Source organism: Salinivibrio kushneri (assembly GCF_027286325.1).
Taxonomy (GTDB): Bacteria; Pseudomonadota; Gammaproteobacteria; order Enterobacterales; family Vibrionaceae; genus Salinivibrio; species Salinivibrio kushneri_A.
Genome location: NZ_CP114589.1, coordinates 277,809 through 301,315 on the forward strand (window position 1 = coordinate 277,809; position 23,507 = coordinate 301,315).

The following is a 23,507-nucleotide window of genomic DNA, read 5'->3' on the forward strand; positions in this document are numbered from 1 at the left end:
TGTTTCTCGTATGATGATTAAAGCACGCGGTTTACATCATCGATCATCTTATCCATCGCCGTCATACCGGCCATGGTGATGTACCAAGCGGTTGGGTCGAGATAACTGATACGTTGCTGCTGGTGAGCATGCGTTTTGTTGACCAAAGGATTATCAAAACGCGCTTTCGCCTTGCCTTCACCTTCGCCAATCGCCTGCTCGCGATCCAGTACTAGTAAAACATCGGGATTCGCGTCGGCAATGTATTCGAACGAAATCAAGTTACCATGTGAGCCGGCCACTTCTACATCGTCGCTTTTCGCAGGTTTCAAGCCTAGCTCATCAAACACGATGCCAAAGCGGCTATTCTCACCAAACATCGCGACTTTACTGCCGTTGCTCATGACCATCAAAGCGTTAAAGTTGTCTGCTACCGCTTTATCGTGCGTCTGTGCGATTTTGCTGTTCATTTGTTCAATGATCGCGTCGACTTTTTCTTGCTTATTAAACACCTTGCCTAGCATGCGCCAATTAGCTTGCACACTTTGCCAGTAATTCTTGTAGTCCGCTCTAAACATGATAGTCGGTGCGATTTCCTCTAACTCGCCCATGAGCGACGCCATACGCGCTTCCGCAATGATCAAATCCGGCTTAGCGGTAAAAATTGCCTCATAATCAGGTTCTTTCACCGTACCTACCGCGACATATTTATCATCTTGGTAGGTTTTAGCGAGATAATCCGGCATTAAAGACTTCACCACGCCAACAGGCTCAACACCAAGACGGTCCAGCACATCTAAACTGCCCTGCCCCAACACAACGACACGTTGTGGTACACCGTCGATTTCAACGGTGCCCATCGCATGCGTGATCGTTTTTGCCGCAGCTTGGCTGCTCAACAGCAAAGAAACAGTGAGAAAAATAAATGGAAAAAATGAACGAAAAGCTTGCATAGCCCTTTCCTCGCAAAAATCAGTGGGGGAATGCTAACGCAGTTGAATAAACAAGTCACGAATAGAAGTGAGAATTATTAATATTTATAATGTTATTGATCAGGCGCATAGCGTTAAGGCACTGCTTTTTGCATACAACCGCCGAGCATCATTCCTTTCATTCAGACATGCCAGTTACGCTTACCAAAACTGTTTTGATCTTGCGCAAAAAAAACGCAATTGAATCGGCTACCTGCTGTTGATTAGTCACCACCAAGCACCTGAGAGACGAAAAAATCGCGCTATTTGAATAAAACGCAAGCGATTGCATCGACACTATCAACATATTCAGTAATCATAGTGGCCATTACGCGCTAATATGGGGATAGTTGTGATCAAGATCGCGCGTAAAGACGCACGGGTTACATACACTAGGCTCATCTCATGCGGCACCACTTAAAAGACAATAAAGACAGCTATGACTGTCGCAATTTGGGTACCGATTTGAGCTGGACTGCACCTAACTAGATGTTTGAGGGTTATAATGAACGAAATTTTACTTGCGGTCGTCGCTGGTGCCATCGTTGGCTTCTTCTTCAGCGCGATCAAGCTACCACTGCCTGCTCCCCCGGTGATTTCTGGGATCATGGGCATTGTTGGTATCTACCTTGGCGGCATGGCTTACCAAGCTGTGATCGAACGCTTTTTCTCTTAACTAAAGATAATTGGAGCACACTATGGCTACCCCACATATCAATGCTGCTGATGGCGCATTTGCTGAAACTGTCCTCATGCCTGGTGATCCGCTGCGTGCGCAGTACATTGCCGAAAACTTCCTCGAGAACGCGGAACGCGTGACTGACGTGCGTAACATGTTCGGCTACACCGGCACCTACAAAGGCAAAAAAGTGTCTGTCATGGGCCACGGCATGGGGATCCCATCTTGCTCAATCTATGTGCATGAGCTAATCAAAGATTACGGTGTTAAGAACGTGATCCGCGTCGGCAGCTGCGGTGCGGTTAAAGACGATGTCAAACTGATGGATGTCATCATCGCACAAGGCGCATCCACTGATGCGAAAGTAAACCGTACACGCTTTGCTGGCCATGACTTTGCGGCTATCTCAGACTACCACCTGCTTGAAACAGCAGTCGGTGAAGCACGTAAGCAGAATGTTTCTGTACGTGTAGGTAACGTCTTCTCTGCCGATCTCTTTTATAGCCCAGAAGCCGATTTGTTCAATAAAATGGACAACCTTGGCATTTTGGCGGTGGATATGGAAGCAGCCGGTATCTACGGTGTCGCTGCAGAGCTAGGCGCTCGTGCACTGACCATCCTTACTGTGTCTGATCATATCATTCGCGGTGAAGCACTTAGCTCAGATGAACGTCAAAAATCATTCAATGAAATGATGACCGTCTCGCTAGAAACAGCGATCAACCTGTAAGTGTTGGTCGGAGGAAACGTGTCGAGCGGTAAGCTGCCTCTTGCAGCCGGTGAATTACAGCTAAACTTTTGTAAAACACTCACCTGTCCCAACTTTGGGTCGAAAGATGAGCAAGATTACTTGGTTCAACACACCAATCCTGCTCGCCCAACCTTGGTGTGCCGAGAGTGTGGCGCGTTTCCTCCACTGTTAAATAACCATGATGTTCACGCTGAGCTGATTGCTCAGCGCCAACTTCATGCCGATGGTTTGTGTGCCTGTACCAACCCAGAATGTGAACATTTAGGCAAACCCGTGCTTACGCATCGGCATTGTTATCATGCATTCGGCTATAGTGGCGATCGTCAACGCTATCGTTGCAAAAGCTGCCAAAGCACCTTTGTCGATCGCTGGTCTGGGGTCAATAAAAAAAGTGAGTTACAGCAAAAACTGTTAGCGTTTCTTTTTACCGGCCACACAGTGCGTGACATCTGCCGAAGACTGTCGCTGAATCCGAAAACCTTCTACGACCACCTGAACCAAATAGCCGCACGCTGCCGACAAAAGCTTGCCGCTTACGACAGCCGGTTTTTAGCTGATACCTCAACGGGCCACCTGGCCAGTGTCCACGCCGCCTTGCAGCCCAAGAGCGACAATGGCGTGCAATGGCTGGCAACGGGTGAAGCGCACAGTGGCTACGTGCTGCAACAAGATGTGAATTATCATGCTAATGACCATCACCACTTGCCCACACATCATGACCCTTACCAACCTGATTGTCGGTTTATGTCGACGCACAGTGCAGGTCAACAGCAAGACTCAGTGGCACGCCCAGAAGGGTTACTCGGTCGGGTTGATGCCAAGTACCGAGAAGTCTTTTCCCGCTCGAATGTCGAAGATCCCTATACGCAGCCGCTGCATTTTATTTATCCCAACCGCGGCACGCTGATCCGCCCTCAATACACTACATATGCACATTACCTCAACCTCAAGCCGTTAATCGAACATTGGCAGCAAATCGTGGTGTTTTCGCCGCAAGAACCCTTGTTGCGCTCCGCGTGTCTCTCCGTTTTTGAAGCCGATATTCGCGATAAACGCGTTAGCCATGTATACGTCGAGCAGGATGCCGGTTGGCAGCCCGGATCAGAGCCAGAAAAAATAGATATCGTTTTGCTAAGTTGGTGGCGCGATCGCTGGGCGTTTACTCGCAGTGGCGACGGCGCTAAAGCGATCTGCGATCATGGCCAAAACAAAGGCCAAGAAGCTTATTGGTTAACCCATGCAAGCTGTGATGCGTTGAAAAAATATCAACAACACTTCCATCAGCAGTTTTCACTGTTGGTGAATGAACCGAGACGCCGACTGCGCCCCGGAGGACTGCTGCCATTGCTTGATATCTATCGCGCATGGCACAACTTATGTTGGCAAGACCGCGCGCATCTCACTCCAGCCCAACGGCTTGGTTTGACCGAACGCCCTTTGACCCTGGCTGATCTGATGCTCTGATCCACATCGCGCACATTCACTTGACGTACATCGACGTTTTTTGCCTAAATGCCCGGTATCGCCGAGAAGGAAAACGCCATTGGACATTCAACTACTGCGCACATTTATTGAAGTTAGCAAGACGCGTCACTTCGGTCGTGCGGCGGAGAACCTGTACCTGACCCAATCCGCTGTGAGCTTTCGCATTCGACAACTAGAAACGCAGCTGGATACATCGCTTTTTATTCGCCAGCGCAATAATGTTCGCCTGACCGATGCTGGTGAGCGCTTACTTCCTTACGCCGAAACCATGCTGCAAACATGGCAGCGCGCCCAACAGGACGTGAGTGCGATGCAGCATGCGAGCGCACAACTCACGCTTGCCGCCTCCCCGATGCTGTGGGAACTCGATGGTGTCAGCACATGGGTAAACCGCGTGTGTGCAGCGCACCCAGACTGGTTGATCCGTGCCGAGTCGACGCCTCCCCAGTTGCTAGCACGCCATTTGATTGAGAAACGTGTCGATGCTGGGCTGACCTCGGAGCTGCCTAAGCTTGAAGGGTTACAATCACATCACTTAGGCGATTACCAACTTCAGTTGGTCAGCCATTTACCAGGGCTCACACTGAACACAAGCGACACGCTACCGCTGGTTTATCTTGATTGGGGGACGCGGTTTTCGCTTGAGCAGAGCCAAATTGCGCCACTGCAACGTTCACCCGTGTTACACACCCAGTCATGCCAACTCGCATTAAACTATTTACTCGTGCATGGCGGCGTCGCGTTTCTACCGTCATTAGCGGTCCACCCTTATCTCAACAACGGACAACTCCACCTTATTGATCACGGCCATATTCTCACCCACCCCCTTTACCTTGCCTGGCTAACCAATAGCGATAAAAAGCAGCTAATCAATGAGTTAGTATCATCTACCGGTCAGTTATAAGTGCACAGAAAAAATCGGTAAATTCACGCCTATTTCACTAGTCGACGTTCAATTTTTAGGCTATCTTAGGATTGTTAGACAAACATTATGTGTCTAATACCTCGGCTACACATAGCACTGACAATCAACAAGCGTTAGGAAAACACCACCATGGCACAGTGGGATCAATGGTTAAAACACGGCTCGCAACATAAAGAGAAGTTTAAATCTCGCCACCACGACGATTTTGATGACGATATGCCACGCGGCAAAAAAGACAAGAAGCGCAACAATAAGCGCGCTTCCCGATCGCAACACGACGACAGTTATTTCGGAGAAGACCGCTAATCGCGAGACAACACTCTCGGTAAAAAGCGCCCGTCATTAATAGGACAAAGGCAACGTGATGACGTTGCCTTTTTTGTTGTGGCTTTTCGACACTAGGCACTCGCTCAGGCTTGTTGCGCCTGCCATTCTTCTGCATGCCGTTTAATCGCACGCTGTGCCGACTGCCAACGCGGATCTTGCTGTAAGCGTTGCCACTCGACGGTTTGACGCACCCGCAATGTGTCAGCAGCAGGGACTGACTGAATGGGCAAAGCGTCGAGCACCGACACCGCACTGTGGCGGTCATTACATATCAAGGCCATGTCACACCCAGCGTCCAACGCCGCTTTGGCACGCGCGGGGGCGTCGCCGAACAAATGCGCACCGCCCATACTTAAATCATCAGAAAAAATAATCCCTTTAAACCCTAATTGTTGGCGCAAAACCTGGGTAAGCCAGTACGGCGAGCCGCTGGCTGGCAAGGCATCATGTTGCGGGTAGATCACATGGGCAGGCATCATCGCATCCACGAGCCCCCGCGCAATAAACGATTGGAAAATCGCAAAGTCGTCCGAGTGCAAAATATCTCGCGTGTCCTCAGGTGTTACTAAGTGCGAGTCTTCTTTCACCCCACCGTGTCCCGGAAAATGTTTGCCCGTAGTGGCCATCCCGGCCACGCGCATACCCTTAGCAAACGCGCCAGCATAGTCGGTGATAGTCTGATGTGTCGCACCAAAGGCTCGGTCTTTGATTGCCGCGCACCCAAACCCCAAATCCAGCACAGGGGCAAAGCTGAGGTCAACCCCATGTGCTATCAGCTCCATTGCCATCACCCAACCCGCCTGCTCCGCAAGCGCTGGACTCGCATTTAACGCACCATAAGACTGCGCAGCGGGTATGGGGGTAAACGCGTCGCGAAACCGTTGAACACGTCCCCCCTCTTGGTCAACGCCAATGAGGATGTCGCCCCCAGCCGCCGCACGTATTGACTGGGTTAATGCGCGTAGCTGCGCGGAGTCAACATAATTGCGGGCAAATAGAATGACACCTCCCACAGAGGGGTGTGCCAAGATCTCTTTCTCTTCGTTATCAAGTTGCTCTGTGTGCACATCTAGCCAAACCGGTCCCATTGTTTCTCCTTCATACTCTTGTCAACCCACTGACAACCGCTTTTATTATATTCGTCTAATCAGGCTATTCACTCTGCAAGGCGCCAGTACCACAAAGGGATCATCAAGCACTTTGCCACTGATCGCAATCTGTTTATACTCAGTACCTTGGCTCTTATCGTCATTTTATCGCTGGACTACAAGTAAGGAAGCACCCAATGCCACAACCCGCTGCTGATATCTATATAGGTGTTATGTCAGGGACAAGTTTAGATAACATTGATGTCGTCGCTGTTCGGTTCACTCATGCAGGCCACGTGGAGTCAATTGCTCGCCATAGTGACCCGCTACCGCAAGATATTAAAGCCACCGTGATCACTTTGAGCCGAGGTCATCCGATGTCGGTCAAAGCTTTGGGCGAGCTGGATCGGCGTTTAGGGGAATGTTACGCCAACGCTATCAATACTTTACTTGAACAGGCAGCGTTACTGCCTAAGCATGTCGCGGCGATCGGTTGTCATGGACAAACCGTCTATCACCAACCCAGCGGCGATTATCCATTCACCATGCAGCTTGGCGACGCCAATGTGATTGCGGCGCGAACCGGCATTACCACTGTCGCTGACTTTAGGCGCAAAGACATGGCATATGGCGGTCAAGGCGCCCCTTTGGTACCCGCCTTTCACAATGATTACTTTGCCGATAGCGAACAAGCCACCGCGGTGGTGAATATAGGCGGTATTGCCAACGTATCAATGATTTGCCCTGACCGACCTTTGTATGGCTATGATACGGGCCCAGGGAATATGTTGATGGATGCCTGGACGCAGCGTCACCGTCACCAAGCCTATGACAAAGATGGCGAGTGGGCAGCCACCAGCTGCGCGTATCAACCCTTACTCAACCGCCTGTTGTCCGACGCGTACTTCTCACGTCCAGCACCTAAAAGCACCGGGCGGGAGTACTTTAATCTCGATTGGCTCGATCGCCACCTACTCGCGTTTTCACTCTCTCCAGACCAAGTGCAAGCCACCTTGCTGGCATTGACCGCCGAAAGCATCGCGTTAGCGATTCGTCCATTAGAGCGTGGCCGAGTATTCGTGTGTGGCGGTGGCGCGCACAACCAGGCATTGATGCATGCGCTACAACAGGCACTTCCACAATGGTCGATTGCACAAACTGACGATGCCGGGATCAGTTGCGACGATATGGAAGCCATTGCCTTTGCTTGGCTGGCCAGACAAACTCTTAATCACCAACCAGGCAACGTGCCCGCGGTGACAGGCGCGACACAAGCCTGTTGCCTTGGTGCCATTTATCTACCTTACTGAGGAACAATTATGTCAGCCCCCAGCGTCGACCAGCTAAAAGGCTTACTCTCAGAAACACGCAACCCGCACACACTGACGATCGACCAACAAGACACACTTGGCTTGGTGGCGATGATTAACGCAGAGGATAAGGGCGTAGCCTCCGCCGTGCAGACGCAGCTCCCCGCGATTGCAAAAGCGGTCGATGCGATTGCGGAAAGCTTTACCCAAGGCGGTCGTCTTATCTACATCGGGGCGGGCACCAGTGGGCGTCTTGGGGTGCTTGACGCCGTGGAATGCCCGCCCACCTTTGGGGTGGATAGCCAGCAAGTCATAGGATTGATTGCCGGTGGCGAACCTGCCATGTTCGTTGCCCAAGAAGGTGCCGAAGACAACCCAGATGCGGGTAAATCGGATTTGGTCGCGCAACACCTCACCGCGAAGGATGTGGTGGTCGGCATCGCCGCCAGTGGTCGCACCCCTTATGTCATCGGTGCACTCGAATACGCTAAGCAAGCCGGCGCTGTGACGGTGGCGTTGTCATGCAACCCCAATGCGGCCATTAACGCCCACGCCCAGATTGCCATTACGCCCGAAGTTGGCCCTGAAGCACTCACTGGCTCGACCCGAATGAAATCAGGCACTGCGCAAAAACTGGTATTAAATATGCTGAGCACCGCAGCGATGATAAAAACAGGCAAGTGCTATCAAAATCTGATGGTCGATGTAAAAGCCAGCAACGATAAACTGGTTACCCGTTCAACGTTGATCGTGATGGAAGCCACCGGTTGTGATGAGCCTGCTGCTATACACGCTTTATCACAAGCCAATGGAGAAGTGAAGGTAGCCATTTTTATGATTTTAGCGGAGCAAGACCCAGCGACGGCACGGCAGCGGCTCCAGCAAGCCAATGGTCACCTACGTGATGCATTGCAATTAGTTTGATACACGGCATCCTCTATTATCCACCTGATGACGAGCGTATATTTTTTTCCCGTTGCACCGTGGTCGGCTGCACACTGTCCATGCGCTCAACGTAAGCCTGATATTGTTGGAACGGCAGCGGCCGAGAGTAATAATACCCCTGTGACACATCAACACCATAACGTCGCAGTAATGTCTCGGCCTCCTCTGTTTCCACGCCCTCAGCAACGACCATTACCCCCAGTGATCGCGCCATGTCCGTGGTCGCACGTACAATGCTTTGGTGACGACCACTCTTGTGAAGATCTCGCACAAAACTGCGATCAATTTTGAGCTCAGTGAATGGGAGTTGAGAGAGGAAATATAACGAGGAATAACCCGTACCATAGTCATCGATCGAGACTTCAATGCCACTGGCTGATAGTGCTGTAATCAGTTTTTTTAGCCAGTTGTAGTCCTCTACCATCACCGATTCTGTCAGTTCCAGCGAAATCAAGTTGGTCGGTATGTCATATTGATGCGCCAGCTCGACCACACGATTGGCCAGATCCGGAATATAGATATCAGACGCACTGATATTGATGGACAGGCGGCGACAATGGCCGTTACTGATGAGCTTCGCTTGCTGCTGGAAAGCCCGCCGCATTACCCACAAGGTGAGGTTATTGATGATACCGACATCTTCTGCCATCCGTACAAACACTTCAGGCGATATTTGCCCGTACTCAGGATGCGTCCAACGCGCTAAGACTTCCGAACCATGGACAGAACCAGTGCGTAAATCAATTTGTGGTTGGTGATAAAGCTCTAATTGGTCATTCTCGATCGCATCCCTCAGGTCAGTAACGAGAGAAACATGCAGCTGATGGTGTCGTTGCTCGTAGGAATTAAAATGCGCGTAGTGGCTGGCAAGCGACCGATGTTGATCAATCGCGCTGAGGGCTCGACTGATTAAGAGACTTGGGTGGTCACCATCAGTGGGATAGTGGCAAACACCAATACGCGCATTCACTTGGGTCACAAATGAGCCAACACATAAGTCGCCATTTAAGCCTTTAATGACCGAATCGAGAATCGTATCGCACGCCGAGCGGTCAACATCATCAATCAAAAACGCAAACACACCCTCTTTTAAACACCCCAAACGATAATCCGGCATATCACTGTCGGTTTTCACCCCCAACACAGGTTGCATCATCAATACATCATTAATACGACCAGCAATCGCGTTAATGTATTCTTCGCGGGCGCGTTCATCCAAATACGGAAGCAGACTGTTGTAATTATCTACTGATAAACAGCACAAATTGAACCGTGCATTTCGGCTAATCAAATCATTGACCACCATATGTAACACATTGTTATTCGGTAGATAACTCAGGGTGTCATGCGTAAGCGCTTGCATTTCCTGTAACCGCTGGTATCGGAAGCGTTCAGCGAGGGCCAATGAAAAGAAAATCATGGTCATTCCCAGCGACATCATCAATGCGTAACGCGATAATAGACTGTAATCAATGACGTTGAGCATCAGGGCGTAGAAAATCACCCCGCCCAACATGACGGGGAGCCAACAGAGGGTAAAGAGCGAGAGCCAAGATTTCTTTGGTTGCCATTGGTGCCATACATAATAGGCGACCAAGCCATAGACCGGCAATTGCGCGATAAACACAAATGAAAGCGACACATACGTGGGGGTAATAAAGCTTAACAAGGCCAAGCCAAACAACCCTCCAGTGGTCATAAAAAAGAGTGAACGCGCGCGCAGATAAAGCTGGCTTCTCTCAAAGTCTAAAAAGTAATAGGTGAACCATAATCCCGCCATGAGTAGGCAAACGGACAAAGCGACCAAGTGATTACTGATAAATATCTGCACCGCGTTCGGCAAAAAATAGCGACTGAAACCATGATTAACACTCACTAGTAGCGTACTCATTAGGGCGACAAGAACAAATATCAGATAAACGCGCTGACGACTGTATACATACACCCCTGCACTATACAGCGCCACCAAAAAGGTAAAGGTGATGAAGCCGCCCCAAATCAAATGCAAAGACCGAGACAACTGATCAAACTCTTGATGCGTCATGACGCTTAACGGCATGATCGCCATATCATTCGATGTCACTTTAAGCAGTAATTGGTTATCGCGATCAGGCAGTAAGTTGACCGGAATAGAGTGGGGCATTGGTAGACGGTTAAGACGTGCCGATGTTTTGTCCCCTGCTTTTATCTGTGAGCGCACCTGCTCACCATCTAAAATATGGTACGCGTCTAGATAGTCAATCAGTGGGTTATCGGTGAGCACATGAATGTCGCGCTCAGTCAGGCCGCGGTAATTAAACTCAAGCCTGATCCAATAGGTTTGATAAGCCAGTTTCCAGGGGATCTCACGGGCGTTATCGGCTGCCGTAAAAGGGGCATGAGCCAACACATAGTTAAGAGAGAGCTCGTTCGTCTCGTCAATAAAATAGCTATAGTCGGTATCCACCAGTGATTGCTCAGGCGCTGTGGCGCGACTCAAACTCGTCATCCAAAATCCAACCGCGAACATAACGACCACTATGAACGAGGTCGTCACCCAAATAAGGGGCTGCCGAGACTGCAATGCGTGCATAAAAATACACTCCTTAGCCAAAAACGAGTCTGCCGCCCGAGGTTTACTCCCCGTCCTTTGTACATCTTTTGAGTTAATCTATTCGGAAACCTGAGTGGGACATAATAAAACTAGATAGTAATGGCTATTTTTTCAAACAGAGCGCCTTTAAAAAGCCTGCCCACTCCACCAATCCGATATTTCTACGGCTTTTGATTGCACCAAAAAAATGAACAACCGTTTTTAAACATAACATTTGTTCAATCATAATAAGCTCGATATACTGATGGCCGTTATAGTGAGCCGTACTGCGTGCGGTGAGTTTGATTAGATCGATGAGCGAGACCAACATCCATGAGTACGCCAACGTCCCCAGATAACGTTCACGAAGACACTGATTTGCTGACCGAAATCGCCATTCTGTATTACCAGCAAAGCGCGACCCAAGAGGAGATCGCACGCAAATACAAAATAAGTCGCCCCAAAGTCAGCCGCCTACTCCGAAAAGCGCGTGAAGAAGGGATTGTTGAAATAACGGTGAAGTTTCACCCTGTGCACAGCGCGCAGTTGGAGCAAAGACTCATGGCGCGATTTAATCTCAAACGTGCATTGATTTCTCTCGACCAACCCAGCCCCGAAGAGCAACGTACGCAAGTCGCGACCCTGGTTTCCACTTACTTGGATGGTAACCTCAATGACGGCATGGTGGTCGCGGTGGGACAAGGCCAAAACGTCGCGGCGGTTGCTGATCACCCCGGCGTCGTCTCTCATCGCCAAGCACGATTTGTCTGTGCTATCGGCGGTACCCACCGAAGTGGTGATGCATTTAACGCGGATCATATCTGCCGGCGTCTCGCCAAAAAATTTGGCGGTAGCAGTGAAACCTTGTACGCCCCTGCCTACGTCGATAACGAATCAATCCAACAAGTGTTTGTCTCTCACCCCAATATCAGCGAAACCTTGAACCAGGCAAGAAAGGCAGAGTTTGCACTGGTAGGGATTGGCGACATGGACGAAAATAGCCATATGGTGAAATTGGGCTGCTTTACCGCGCGCGAATTTGTTGAAGCACGTGTCAACCATGGTATTGTCGGAGACATCGGTGGCTTTGATTTTTTCCGTCTCGACGGACAACCCACCGACAATTTGATGCGAGGACGAGTGGTTGGGCTAGCCATGCCTGATTTGGCACGTATACCCAGTGTGATAGCCATGGCCAGTGAGAGTCGTAAAGCTTTGTCCATTCTTGGCGCTTTGCGTACGGGCGTGATTGATGTGCTGGCCACCAGCGCAAGTTGTGCGATGGCACTGCTCAACATGTCAGAGCCCGCCCCTGATGAAACCGCGTTCATGTTTCAACAGGATGAGTAAATTCGAGACGAAAGAGTGAGACTTAACTCTCTTTATGTCGCAATACAATTGACAAGTGACGTAAAAAACTCAAAGATCGTCACATCATTTGCTCAGACGCGTTGCATCTGTTCATAGTTCAGAGCAAACGTTAGCACGTAACTCGGCGTCTGGGCCTACCACGTAAAGAAGGTGAGTGAAGATGAGCAACAAACTGGACCAACTCCGTTCCCTAACCACAGTGGTCGCTGACACAGGCGACATCGAAGCGATTAAAAAATACCAACCGCAAGACGCCACAACCAACCCTTCTCTGATCCTCAAAGCCGCGCAAATCAAAGAATATGCGCCGCTGATCGATGAAGCGATTGCCTATGCAAAATCACACAGCAGCGACGCAGACCAGCAAGTTGCCGACACCTGTGACAGTCTGGCCGTCAACATTGGTAAAGAAATCCTGAATGTGATCCCTGGCCGTATCTCTACCGAGGTAGACGCACGTTTGTCGTATGACACAGAAGCCAGTGTGGCCAAAGCGCGCAAGCTTATCAGCATGTATAACGAAGCTGGGATCAGCAACGAGCGTATTCTGATCAAACTGGCGTCAACTTGGGAAGGCATTCGTGCCGCAGAAATCCTGGAAAAAGAAGGGATCAACTGTAACCTGACACTCTTGTTCTCATTCGCGCAAGCACGTGCCTGTGCCGAAGCGGGCGCTTACCTGATTTCACCGTTTGTGGGTCGTATCATGGATTGGTACAAAGCCAAAGAAGGCCGTGATTTCGAGGCCGCAGAAGACCCAGGCGTTAAATCTGTCACCACCATCTACAACTACTACAAAGCTCACGGCTATGACACCGTAGTGATGGGCGCAAGCTTCCGTAATACAGGCGAAATTCTAGAGCTTGCTGGCTGCGACCGTCTCACCATCAGCCCACAGCTTCTACAAGAGCTGAGCGATGCCGACGGTGACGTGCCGGTTAAGCTAAAAGACGCGGGAGCCACCGAGCAGCGCCCAACGCGTATGACCCACGCCGAATTCTTATGGGAACACAACCAAGACGCGATGGCGGTTGAGAAGCTTGCGGAAGGCATTCGCAATTTTGCGGTTGACCAAGGCAAGCTTGAAGATATGATTCGCGAACAACTGTGATCCAACACAAAGCGTGATTTAACACAATAAAGGCGGCTTAGCCCGCTTTTATGATACTGTTTGACCCTATTTCACCTGTTCAACCTGTAGGTAAACACATGGAACGCAAAATGCTAGCTAACGCCATCCGCGCCCTTGCGATGGACGGTGTTCAAAAAGCCAAATCTGGTCACCCAGGCGCCCCAATGGGCATGGCTGATATCGCCGAAGTCTTGTGGCGCGACCACATGAATCACAACCCACAAAACCCAGATTGGGCCAACCGTGACCGTTTCGTACTGTCAAACGGCCACGGCTCTATGCTGATTTATTCGCTACTGCACCTGGCCGGGTATGGCGTTTCTATTGACGATCTTAAACAGTTCCGTCAGTTGCACTCGAATACCCCAGGCCACCCTGAATATGGCTACGCACCGGGCATTGAAACCACGACAGGTCCCCTCGGCCAGGGCATTACCAACGCCGTGGGTATGGCGGTAGCAGAGAAGTCACTCGCGGCGCAATTTAACCGCGACGGCCACGACATCGTCGACCACCACACCTACGCTTTCTTGGGTGATGGCTGCTTGATGGAAGGTATCTCGCACGAAGCATGCTCACTCGCCGGCACCCTAGGCCTGGGCAAGCTGATCGCCTTCTGGGATGACAACGGCATTTCTATCGATGGCCATGTGGAAGGTTGGTTCTCTGACGATACCGCGAAACGCTTTGAATCTTATGGCTGGCACGTGATCCCTGCCGTCGACGGCCATGATTCGGCGGCGATTCAAGCGGCCATCGAAGCGGCAAAAGCGGAAACCGGCAAGCCGACACTGATTTGTACCAAGACCACCATCGGTTACGGCTCACCCAACAAAGCAGGCAGCCATGACTGCCACGGTGCACCACTGGGTGATGACGAAGTACAAGCTGCGCGTGAATTCCTCGGTTGGGAGCATGGCCCATTTGAGATCCCACAAGACATTTACGCACAGTGGGATGCCAAAGAAGCCGGTGCGGCTAAAGAAGCCGCATGGAATGAGAAATTCGCTGCGTATCAAGCACAATACCCTGAGCTAGCCGCTGAGTTTACTCGTCGCATGAAGGGTGAGCTGCCAAGCAACTGGGACAGCGAAACACAAAAGCTGATTGCCGATCTGCAAGCTAACCCAGCCAAAATTGCATCACGTAAAGCGTCACAAAACGTGTTAGAAGCGTTCGGCAAGCTACTGCCAGAACTGCTGGGTGGCTCTGCTGACTTAGCCCCGTCTAACTTGACCATGTGGTCAGGCTCGAAAGCGATTAGCGCAGACGATGCCAGCGGCAACTACCTGCACTACGGTGTGCGTGAGTTTGGTATGACCGCCATAATCAACGGTATTGCCCTGCACGGCGGTTTTGTGCCTTACGGTGCGACCTTCCTGATCTTTATGGAGTACGCCCGTAACGCGATGCGTATGGCTGCCCTGATGAAGGTGCAGAATATTCAAGTGTATACTCACGACTCGATTGGTCTGGGTGAAGACGGGCCAACTCACCAACCGGTTGAGCAAATGGCTACCTTGCGTCAAACGCCAAACATGAGCATGTGGCGCCCGTGTGACCAAGTTGAATCCGCGGTCGCGTGGAAAGCAGCGGTTGAGCGTAAAGACGGTCCAAGTGCCCTCGTGTTCTCTCGCCAAGGCCTGGCTCAGCAAGAGCGTGATAACGCACAGTTGGCTAACATTGCCAAAGGTGGCTACATCCTTAAAGATTCAGCGGGTAAGCCTGATCTGATCTTGATTGCGACCGGCTCTGAAGTCGAATTAGCGATGGAATCAGCCGCGAAACTGAACGAAGCCGGCAAGCAAGTGCGTGTGGTCTCTATGCCAAGCACTGACTTGTTCGATAAGCAAGATGCCGCCTACCGCGAATCCGTGCTGCCATCAGACGTGACAGCACGTATTGCTATTGAAGCGGGTATCGCCGACTACTGGTACAAGTATGTGGGTCTAGACGGCCGCGTTGTCGGTATGACCACCTTCGGTGAGTCAGCACCGGCTGACGAGCTGTTCAAAATGTTCGGCTTCACCGTTGAAAACGTGGTTAACACTGCCGAAGAGCTGCTCGCTTAATCGCACCTCACGGCACGTTAATTCTGCTAAGGCCAGTCTGCGATGACTGGCCTTTTTTCTATCTTACCCTCTAGCATCCTGCAACCCATGCTGTAACAGCGACAGATGCAGCGCGCTTATAGAAAGCGATGCGCCGAAGGGTGCGTGTTCGCATCCAGAGTATCCACCCCTATGTCATTTTGAAGGTGGGCTGGCATCGATGCGATTGACACTGCTTTCGGTTTACGGCTCATACCAACTCGCCCTTGAACACCTTGGATAACCGCCAATAACATTGAAGTAACGCCCTCTTTCATTTCTTTCATCGTGATTCCCCTCTCATTGTGTTGTGAAGATGCTAGTCAGGATAAAACCTCAAGTTATATTGAGGTAAACAGGGAGTGGCAGAAAAAGGCGAAAAAAGATGGAAATGAGCGTTGGGCAAGTGGCAAAACGGGCGGGGGTAAAGGTGTCTACCCTGCATTTTTACGAGCAAAAAGGCTTGATCGCCAGTTGGCGTAATGCGGGCAATCAACGCCGTTACGACCGCGCAGTTCTACGTCGTCTTGCGGTGATTAAAGCTGCACAACATGTGGGGCTCTCACTTGAAGAGATAGGCGAAGCATTAAGTGAACTGCCCTCTCACCGAGCCCCCACCAAAGAGCAGTGGCGTGATATGGCACAGCGCTGGGATGCCACGCTCAATGAGCAAATCGCACGCTTACAGCAGTTACAAGCCAATTTAAGTGGCTGCATTGGCTGTGGCTGCCTATCAATGAAAACCTGCTCGTTGTACAACCCTAATGATGTGGTTGGTGAAGTCACCCAAGATGACAACGTGTTGAATCATCCTAAAATGGGAATAACCCAACTGTTAAAAGATTGGGGAAGGGGTTAAACCTTCCCGCAATCGGTCAGATCATCAACGAGACAAATAGTCACTCGCGTCGGGTCGTGTTTTGTTGGGTGTTCCTAAATCAAGATCGTCACGCAGGCGCTGAGGGAGCGCTGAAACATGCACTGCTCGCTGGACTTTTGCGCGCTTTGTACGCCATGCAGTTAATGCCTTCTTAACTGAAGTGACAACTTGTTTCATGGTCGGGAATACTGGGTCATACATCGTCATCATGCTATATCGCCTTTGTGAACAACTCTTATGATTTATTTTTGTTCAACGAACGATTATGCTCAAACGATAAACACTGACACTCAGTTAAGAAAAGCTTATGTCAAACGCCAACTCAACACGCATGCCGCCGCTCCAAGGTTTATATTACTTTTACCAAGCCGCTCACCTAGGCAGCTTTAAAGCCGCTGCCAAGGAGCTGTTTGTTACGGCGGCCGCCATCAGCCAACAGATAAGGCTACTCGAGGAGTGGCTCGACACCCCCCTCTTTTATCGTCAGCATCGCAAAGTCACGCTAACACCGGAAGGCGAGATTCTTTTTTCACATGTCCAGCAAGGCTTTAGAAGTATTCTCAATGGTGTGTGGCTACTCAATAATGACCCAGCCCCTCATCAGTTGTCACTGTCGACCATCCCATCATTCTCCCAAAACTGGTTGGTCCCACGGCTTGCAAAATTCAGAACGTCTTATCCAGATTTATCGATCATGCTGGAATCAACCACCACGTTGAATACCTTCGAACAATCCTCGATTGATCTCTGTATCCGATATGGCAGTGGCCACTACGACGACCTGCACAGTGAATGGCTGATGGGCGATATTCTTTACCCTGTTTGCCATCCTCTATATCAACAGCAAGAAGGCATTTATACCCTCGAAGACTTGCCCAAGGGGCATTTAATCAGTGATATGTGGCGAGATATGGACTGGACCCGATGGCTCAATACCATCGGCATCGCAGGGGGCTGTTCAACCATCACTTACAACGGCTCTAACTATGCCATTGAAGGCGCATTATCGTTGCAAGGGATAGTGCTGGCTCGCCATAGTTTGGTACAGCGATACATTGCCGACGGCACCCTGGTGCGTATCGGTAAAGCGGCAGTAAAACCTACCAATGGTTACTTCTTATGCGCCCCGGCTGGCTACTTTAAACGCGATAAAGTTGACCAATTTTGTTGCTGGATAAAGCAGCAAGCTGAGGAGTTTAAGGCAACGTGGCCTCACGAGATCACCCTGTACAACGATACGCACGCCGTAACGCTAAGAGAGCATTGAGACACTCAACACAGTAAGGGCTTACAAATTTTCAAAAAAATATATAAGTGCTTTACATGTGAGTGGATTGCTGTATGGTGGTCACAGCTCTGGAACATGGAGCATCAATGATACATCAAGTAAAAGTCAACATAAGCTACGCTATTATCAATATTATAGAGTTTCTAACGTTACCCGCTTTCGCTTTTAGACATTTCATCGACTCCGTTCAAAGCTATCCTATTTTTTGTAATTTAAGAGAGAATGATTATGTCTAATCAAGCAACTGGTATCGTAAAGTGGTTTAACGAAGAGAAAGGTTTCGGTTTCATCACTCGTGACAACGGCGAAAAAGACGTGTTTGTACACTTCCGCGCGATCGTTGGCGAAGGTTTCAAAACCCTAACTGAAGGCCAGCGTGTGAACTTCACCGTTGAGCAAGGCCAAAAAGGCCCACAGGCATCTGACGTTTCTGTAGCATAAGAAGCCAGACCTGATTGATAGAGGGCGCTCAGGCGCCCTTTTTTTGTGTCTATCATTTGGCGAACGTGGTCAACACGGCGGATAGCAAGCGATAGACACAAAACGTTCTAACAAAAAAGCCCCAGCTATCTGGTGTCTCACCAGGCTGGGGCTTTTTTATCAGAGCAACGACCAAGGTCACTCGCTACCTGACTTAATCAGCCTCGCTGCATTTGCTGGCGCTTTTTCAAAAACGTTAACCAGCTCTCTACCGCCTCATCAGGGGCAATCTTTTTAGCAATGCGTGCTTGCTTGAGCGCCTGGTCAAACTGCTTCAGTTTGTAGTAGGCGCGCACTTTTGTCAGCGCTATCTCTTTGGCAGACGCCCCTTGACCCGCCTTATCAAGCGAAGTAAGTGCTTGCTGATAATCGCCTTGTTGAATTTGCATTAACGCTAACTGCCAATGGTATTGGCTATCTTTTTGTGCCGCCAATTGCCACGCAGAAACAGCCTGAGGCCATTCCCGTGCTTGCTGCCATAGGCTTGCTTGCTGCGCGAGCGTTTGCGCATCTTGTTCGTTCTCAGGCAAGCGTTTGAGCCACATCGCCGCCCGCTCGGGGACACCCACATTGGCATACAACTGTGCCACCGTGCGCTGCTCACTCGGTTCAAGCGCTATTCCTTTTCGCTTGGCGAGTAAATACGTGCTGATCGCCTCTTTCGGCTGCTCTAAGCGGACATAATTAGCCGCCAATTGGCGCCACCATTGCTTATTGTCAGGCTCGAGCTTCAACAATGCTTTAAGCGTCGGTGTCGCCCCCCGCCATTGCTCAAGTTGTAGCTGCGCCCCCAGCTTCAATGACAGCGCCGACACGCTGGCCCTATTTTTCACCACACCCTGATACGCCGGATAGGCGTTTAATACCTGGCTCCATTGTTCACGCTGATAGTGCGCCTGCATAATCCGCAGCCACACGTCTTCAGCTTGATCCGATTTCTCAGTAGGCACCGAGCGTGCGAGCGGATAGTAGTATTGAAGTGCTGCGGCATATTGACCATCAATCAACAATAAATCAGCGAGCATACGCTTGGTTTGCCAGGCTTGGGCATCTTGCAGCTGTTCACTGTCAACCGCACGTTGAATATGGACGATCGCCTTATCGTTATTGCCATATTGCCAATAAAACACCCCCAACGCGCGGTCGACAAAGGCTTTGTCGTAGGCGCGTTCAGCAGACAGCGCTTCGAGCACGGCAATCGCCTCCCCCAGTTTGGCGTCTTGCTCTAACGTTTGTGCTTTTTCAATCGAGCGTGCCACCGAGGGTGACAGCTGGGCAGCCACTGGCAGCGCGGTGAACAATACGAAGGTAACAATGAGTCGTTTAAACATTAGCGTAAGTTAAACTCCAGTTTCACCTGTTGGCCGGGTTGGGCCACGGCCTCTCCGTTAACCACTTTCGGCTCATATTTCCATTTACGTAGCGCGCGTAACGCCTCTCGTTCGAAAACACGTGGCGGGTTCGCATCAACCACGGTCAAATCTTGCGGACGTCCCGAGGGACTAATGGTAAAGCTCACCACCACAAACCCCTCTAGACCACGTCGCATGGCACGTGGTGGATAGTTGGGTTCGACCCGAAATAGCGGCATCGCCTGCTGATTGTTCGGCCCAGTGCTGACATTTAAATCGCCTAGCGACGGGGCTTGCACCATCACGCCTTGAATATTGCTTTGCACATTCAAGTTAGGCATATCCGGCTGTGGCGCAGCGCTGGATTGTGTCTGCGTTTGGGTGACCGGCGTCGGTGGATCAGGCACCTCTGGCGGTGTCGGGCGCTCAGGAACACTGCGTTGGCGACGTTGTACCTCGGTATCAGGCTCTTGCATAAAAATATCAATGCTTACTGATTCAGCCGTCTCCTGAGGCCGCTGAGACGATTGTCCGACCATCAGTGCCATCAACATAAACAGGCCAAGCGTAACCATCAACGCCGCCGGCAATGAGATTAGCCATCGCTTCATTACGGCGACTCCGTAGCCAACGCAATGCTGCCAATGCCGGCACCTTTCGCCGCGTCCATGACTTCAACCACGGTGCCATTGTAGGCCAGCTCATCGGCTTGAATTACCAGCGAGGCATCGGGTTTATCGAGCAACAGGTGTTCCAGCGTCGCTTCTACACGTTCCACATCGACAAGACGCTTATCGATGTACACCTCATTCGAGGCGGTGACCGCGACAAAAATACCCGCCTCTTTTTGGCTGGTTGAGTGGCTGGCTTCCGGACGGTTTACTTCCACGCCAGACTCGCGCACAAACGAGCTGGTGACGATAAAAAAGATCAGCATGATGAACACAATGTCCAGCATGGAGGTTAAATCAACCTGCGCTTCTTCGCGCTGTTTTTGGGCTCGAATCAATCGCATTACTGACTCCGAAGCGCCTGCTCCAACGCCACTTCACGGCGTTGACAGGCTTTAACTAAACGAGCATGGGCAAACATACCGACCAAAGCAGCCACCATGCCTGCCATGGTAGGTAACGTTGCCATTGAAATACCTGAGGCCATTAAACGTGGCTCACTGGTGCCTTGGCTAGCCATCACATCAAACACAGAAATCATCCCCGTGACCGTGCCTAACAGCCCCAACATCGGACAAATCGCCACCAAGGCTTTAATAAAGCCAAGATAACGGCCGAGATCGTGTTGGGCTTGAAACAACCACCCCTCGCGGATGGCACGTGCATACCAAGAATGGTGGTCGTTGCGCGCCTGCCACGCTGCAACCCACGCACGACGTTGTGCCGGGAACCGTGAATACAGGTATAGCAGGCGTTCAATCACCAACACCCAACACACCAATACCACCACACCTAGCCACCAGAGTACGGGCCCGCCTTGCGCCATAAAATGACGCAAAGTACTCCAAATATCCTGCTGACCAAGCTGTGAGAATAACTCGACGTCTATCATGCCGCTTGTCCGGTTTCCGCTCGCTGGTCACTGTTTTCAGCTTGTTCAGCCACCAGGCTAATGCTTTGTTTTTCCAGCATGCCACGAATGTGATCGGCTTGCCCACTGAGGATATTATGCGCCAGCAGCAACGGAATGGCGGCAATCAAGCCAAGCACTGTGGTTACCAACGCCATCGAGATACCATCTGCCATCACTTTCGGGTCGCCATTGCCAAACTGGGTGATCACTTGGAAGGTTTCTATCATCCCGGTCACCGTCCCCAGCAAGCCGAGCATCGGCGCTAACGCGGCAAGCAATTTCAACATCGAGAGGCCTTTTTCACAGCCTTGCTGTTCATCCACCACCGCTTCCAATAAACGCAGCTCCAGTGATTCCACATCACGCTTTGGTGCATCATGATAGACCTTCAGCACACGGCCAAGCGGATTGTCTTCTGGCGACTCTGGGTGTTTAAGCTGGCGATGCATCTTGGCGTGAATCGAAAGCAAGACTGCACCGCGATAGAGAGCAATTAACAAGCCGACCGCCAATAAGGTCGCGATCACTTTGGCGACGAAGCCACCCTGCGCAAAGCGATCGCTCAAGCTTGGGGCATTTTCAAGCTGCCCAAGTAACGTGCCACGGGCCGGATCAATCAGTACCGTCTCACCCACTGAAGACACCGCTTGCTCAAGGGTTGACGTGGTTAACGTATTGTCCGGTTGAGCGCGATACGGCACGGCGACTTGGCGATCGGTTTGCCAATTTAGGTAACCTTGATCATTCACTAAGCCGACGTTGCCCACACGCACCACCGCTTGCTCCGATGCCACACCTTGCGCATTCACTACCGGTAACGACACGGTTTGCAGCTCACCGCTGGTTTGCATTTGGGTCAGCATCCCTTGCCATAGGGCATTGAGCTGCTTGAGTGATGGCAATGTATCGGCCGCGACAATATCCGAGACGGTTTGATTAAATGCCGGCTGAGTGATCGCCACATAGCTGGACACGCCATCGGTTTGAATAGTTTTACTCGCTTGGCGCACCACGCCAAATAGCTCACCTAAACTGCCCGACTCTAAGCGAAGTTTGTCTTCCAACGACGCCAATTGCTGCTCGTTGTCACTAAAAGTATCACTGAGTTTTTCGGTTTCCGTCTCCAGCGCATTCCGGGTTGCCTTGAGCTGATCACGCTTTTGGCGCAGCTCACGTTCCGTCATCGCAAATTGTGCTTCACGCGCTTGGTTGTGCTCACGTGCCTGCTGCTGAGCTTGCTCGGTTTGTCCGACCAAATCATCGGCGTGAGTCAAAGGGGCAACCGCGACCAAACAGGCGGCGGCAATCAGGGTTTTCCAGCTCATGATTTCACCCCTTGGTTGGCACTTAATGGCAAAGATAACAACGACGGGGCCACTTGTTTTTGTGCCACCGCAAAGGCCTTATCCACCGCTTCACCGGCGCTAGCATCTAGCTCGACCCAGGTTTCATCGCGGGTGCTCCACACCCAATGCTGCTGACCATCGAGGCGACGCGCCACCAGCGACACACGGCCCAGATGCAAGACATCCACTTGATGATCGCGGCCGTTAAGCGCAATGGTATCTTGATAGGCATCGAGTTTGCTGCCGTAATCACGCTCTATCTGATATGCCTCAAGAATACGACGGAATTTTTCTGAGTCCGCCACATCGGCGCGGCCCATCATCGCCTTCAGTTTTTCAACACGTGCTTGGCGTTGATCGGCTTTGAGCGGAATGTCGTTAGCAAGCCACTGCTCAAGCCCGCCGAGCATGCGATACATCAACGGCACAATGCCTTGACGCGTCTCTTTGATCTCGGTGATTTGATCGCGCAGGCTTTGTGCTTCTGCCTGTTGGTTGCTGACTAAGTTTTGTAAGTGATCGCGGTAGATTTCGAGGTTACTGATTTGCGCCTGGATTTGTTCAATTTCTTGGCGCATGGCTAAACTGCTGTCCGCGCGGCGGTTAATACGAGATTGCGACTGAGCCGCTTCTTGGGTGGTGTTACCCTCGATGGCTTGCGCCTGTTCGAGCTGATCCGCACTGGCAACGGGCGTCAGGGCCAAACAAGCGGCCACTCCCCAAGCAAGGCGAAAAGAAGACGATTTTATCATGGTGATATCTGCAAACATGCTTAATGACAGGGCTTTCGCCCCAAACAAAAGTGAGAATAGTTTCTATTTGCGTGTAATGTACCGAGTTTGGCGGAAAAGATCTAGCCTAGCAGGCCTAGAAACGCGGTAATGTTGCCCATATCAAGTCATGATGAGATGACATTGGGATAAGGCGGGATAGCGCAAGTGTCTCGCGAATG

Annotated in this window: 23 protein-coding genes; 13 read left to right on the top strand and 10 right to left on the bottom strand. The window is 51.0% G+C overall.

What is annotated here, in order from left to right; genetic code table 11:
- Window positions 1-17 precede the first annotated feature (17 nt).
- The gene (locus tag N8M53_RS14115; protein ID WP_269580490.1) at window positions 18-932 is read right to left on the bottom strand and encodes a siderophore ABC transporter substrate-binding protein; all 915 of its coding nucleotides are present in this window, start codon (window positions 930-932) and stop codon (window positions 18-20) included.
- Between the two features lie 523 nt (window positions 933-1,455).
- On the opposite strand from N8M53_RS14115, the gene N8M53_RS14120 reads away from it, so the two are divergent.
- The 5 genes from N8M53_RS14120 to N8M53_RS14140 all read left to right on the top strand — a co-directional run bounded on the left by N8M53_RS14120 (window position 1,456) and on the right by N8M53_RS14140 (window position 5,096).
- Window positions 1,456-1,626, top strand: coding sequence for a XapX domain-containing protein (locus N8M53_RS14120; protein WP_021023774.1), 171 nt, complete (start codon window positions 1,456-1,458; stop codon window positions 1,624-1,626).
- Window positions 1,627-1,648: 22 nt separating this feature from the next.
- Complete coding sequence (gene deoD / locus N8M53_RS14125; RefSeq protein WP_269580491.1) at window positions 1,649-2,359, top strand: purine-nucleoside phosphorylase; 711 nt, start codon at window positions 1,649-1,651, stop codon at window positions 2,357-2,359.
- Between the two features lie 18 nt (window positions 2,360-2,377).
- Entirely contained in the window at window positions 2,378-3,844 is a 1,467-nt protein-coding gene (locus N8M53_RS14130; protein ID WP_269580492.1) for a lactate dehydrogenase, read from the top strand.
- Window positions 3,845-3,923: 79 nt separating this feature from the next.
- Entirely contained in the window at window positions 3,924-4,769 is an 846-nt protein-coding gene (gene hdfR, locus N8M53_RS14135) for an HTH-type transcriptional regulator HdfR (RefSeq protein ID WP_269580493.1), read from the top strand.
- 150 nt (window positions 4,770-4,919) lie between these two features.
- Window positions 4,920-5,096 (top strand): hypothetical protein, encoded by a 177-nt coding sequence (locus N8M53_RS14140; RefSeq protein WP_167369752.1) that lies wholly within the window; start codon window positions 4,920-4,922, stop codon window positions 5,094-5,096.
- A gap of 104 nt (window positions 5,097-5,200) precedes the next feature.
- Here the strand turns inward: N8M53_RS14140 and nagZ are convergent, their stop codons facing one another.
- Entirely contained in the window at window positions 5,201-6,205 is a 1,005-nt protein-coding gene (nagZ, locus tag N8M53_RS14145; RefSeq protein ID WP_269580494.1) for a beta-N-acetylhexosaminidase, read from the bottom strand.
- Between the two features lie 197 nt (window positions 6,206-6,402).
- Between nagZ and N8M53_RS14150 the strand changes: the two genes are divergently transcribed.
- Window positions 6,403-7,515: an anhydro-N-acetylmuramic acid kinase gene (locus tag N8M53_RS14150; RefSeq protein WP_269580495.1), complete on the top strand. Its 1,113-nt coding sequence runs from the start codon at window positions 6,403-6,405 to the stop codon at window positions 7,513-7,515.
- Window positions 7,516-7,524: 9 nt separating this feature from the next.
- Window positions 7,525-8,439, top strand: a complete 915-nt coding sequence (gene murQ, locus N8M53_RS14155) for an N-acetylmuramic acid 6-phosphate etherase (RefSeq protein WP_269580496.1) — start codon at window positions 7,525-7,527, stop codon at window positions 8,437-8,439.
- Between the two features lie 16 nt (window positions 8,440-8,455).
- Here the strand turns inward: murQ and N8M53_RS14160 are convergent, their stop codons facing one another.
- The gene (locus tag N8M53_RS14160) at window positions 8,456-10,948 is read right to left on the bottom strand and encodes an EAL domain-containing protein (protein WP_269580497.1); all 2,493 of its coding nucleotides are present in this window, start codon (window positions 10,946-10,948) and stop codon (window positions 8,456-8,458) included.
- A 417-nt stretch (window positions 10,949-11,365) separates the two neighbouring features.
- Here N8M53_RS14160 and N8M53_RS14165 point away from each other — a divergent pair, with 417 nt between their 5' ends.
- From N8M53_RS14165 to tkt, 3 genes are all read left to right on the top strand, one after another.
- Window positions 11,366-12,382 (top strand): sugar-binding transcriptional regulator, encoded by a 1,017-nt coding sequence (locus tag N8M53_RS14165; RefSeq protein ID WP_269580498.1) that lies wholly within the window; start codon window positions 11,366-11,368, stop codon window positions 12,380-12,382.
- Window positions 12,383-12,563: 181 nt separating this feature from the next.
- Entirely contained in the window at window positions 12,564-13,514 is a 951-nt protein-coding gene (gene tal / locus N8M53_RS14170) for a transaldolase (protein ID WP_269580499.1), read from the top strand.
- A gap of 98 nt (window positions 13,515-13,612) precedes the next feature.
- On the top strand, window positions 13,613-15,607 hold the full coding sequence (tkt, locus tag N8M53_RS14175; RefSeq protein WP_269580500.1) for a transketolase: 1,995 nt from the start codon (window positions 13,613-13,615) through the stop codon (window positions 15,605-15,607).
- A 116-nt stretch (window positions 15,608-15,723) separates the two neighbouring features.
- Here the strand turns inward: tkt and N8M53_RS14180 are convergent, their stop codons facing one another.
- The gene (locus tag N8M53_RS14180) at window positions 15,724-15,912 is read right to left on the bottom strand and encodes a hypothetical protein (protein WP_269580501.1); all 189 of its coding nucleotides are present in this window, start codon (window positions 15,910-15,912) and stop codon (window positions 15,724-15,726) included.
- Window positions 15,913-16,010: 98 nt separating this feature from the next.
- Between N8M53_RS14180 and soxR the strand changes: the two genes are divergently transcribed.
- The 3 genes from soxR (at window position 16,011) to cspE (ending at window position 18,234) form a co-directional block, all read left to right on the top strand.
- Window positions 16,011-16,484, top strand: a complete 474-nt coding sequence (gene soxR, locus N8M53_RS14185; protein WP_269580502.1) for a redox-sensitive transcriptional activator SoxR — start codon at window positions 16,011-16,013, stop codon at window positions 16,482-16,484.
- A 328-nt stretch (window positions 16,485-16,812) separates the two neighbouring features.
- The gene (locus tag N8M53_RS14190) at window positions 16,813-17,772 is read left to right on the top strand and encodes a LysR family transcriptional regulator (protein WP_269580503.1); all 960 of its coding nucleotides are present in this window, start codon (window positions 16,813-16,815) and stop codon (window positions 17,770-17,772) included.
- Between the two features lie 249 nt (window positions 17,773-18,021).
- The gene (gene cspE / locus N8M53_RS14195; RefSeq protein ID WP_069360900.1) at window positions 18,022-18,234 is read left to right on the top strand and encodes a cold-shock protein; all 213 of its coding nucleotides are present in this window, start codon (window positions 18,022-18,024) and stop codon (window positions 18,232-18,234) included.
- 197 nt (window positions 18,235-18,431) lie between these two features.
- Here the strand turns inward: cspE and N8M53_RS14200 are convergent, their stop codons facing one another.
- From N8M53_RS14200 to N8M53_RS14225, 6 genes are read right to left on the bottom strand one after another with little or no spacing between them, the layout of a single operon-like run.
- Window positions 18,432-19,604 (bottom strand): tetratricopeptide repeat protein, encoded by a 1,173-nt coding sequence (locus tag N8M53_RS14200; protein WP_269580504.1) that lies wholly within the window; start codon window positions 19,602-19,604, stop codon window positions 18,432-18,434.
- The gene (locus N8M53_RS14205) at window positions 19,604-20,236 is read right to left on the bottom strand and encodes an energy transducer TonB (protein WP_269580505.1); all 633 of its coding nucleotides are present in this window, start codon (window positions 20,234-20,236) and stop codon (window positions 19,604-19,606) included. Before N8M53_RS14205 ends, N8M53_RS14200 begins: the two co-directional genes overlap by 1 nt.
- Window positions 20,236-20,640 carry an ExbD/TolR family protein gene (locus tag N8M53_RS14210; protein ID WP_046075609.1) on the bottom strand — a complete coding sequence of 135 codons (405 nt, stop codon included), beginning with the start codon at window positions 20,638-20,640 and terminating at the stop codon, window positions 20,236-20,238. The genes N8M53_RS14205 and N8M53_RS14210 overlap by 1 nt, the downstream gene beginning before the upstream one ends.
- Window positions 20,640-21,188: a MotA/TolQ/ExbB proton channel family protein gene (locus tag N8M53_RS14215; RefSeq protein ID WP_420066625.1), complete on the bottom strand. Its 549-nt coding sequence runs from the start codon at window positions 21,186-21,188 to the stop codon at window positions 20,640-20,642. The genes N8M53_RS14210 and N8M53_RS14215 overlap by 1 nt, the downstream gene beginning before the upstream one ends.
- Window positions 21,185-22,534 carry a MotA/TolQ/ExbB proton channel family protein gene (locus tag N8M53_RS14220; RefSeq protein WP_269580506.1) on the bottom strand — a complete coding sequence of 450 codons (1,350 nt, stop codon included), beginning with the start codon at window positions 22,532-22,534 and terminating at the stop codon, window positions 21,185-21,187. The genes N8M53_RS14215 and N8M53_RS14220 overlap by 4 nt, the downstream gene beginning before the upstream one ends.
- Window positions 22,531-23,307, bottom strand: coding sequence for a DUF3450 domain-containing protein (locus N8M53_RS14225; RefSeq protein ID WP_102504963.1), 777 nt, complete (start codon window positions 23,305-23,307; stop codon window positions 22,531-22,533). The genes N8M53_RS14220 and N8M53_RS14225 overlap by 4 nt, the downstream gene beginning before the upstream one ends.
- Window positions 23,308-23,507: the final 200 nt, after the last annotated feature.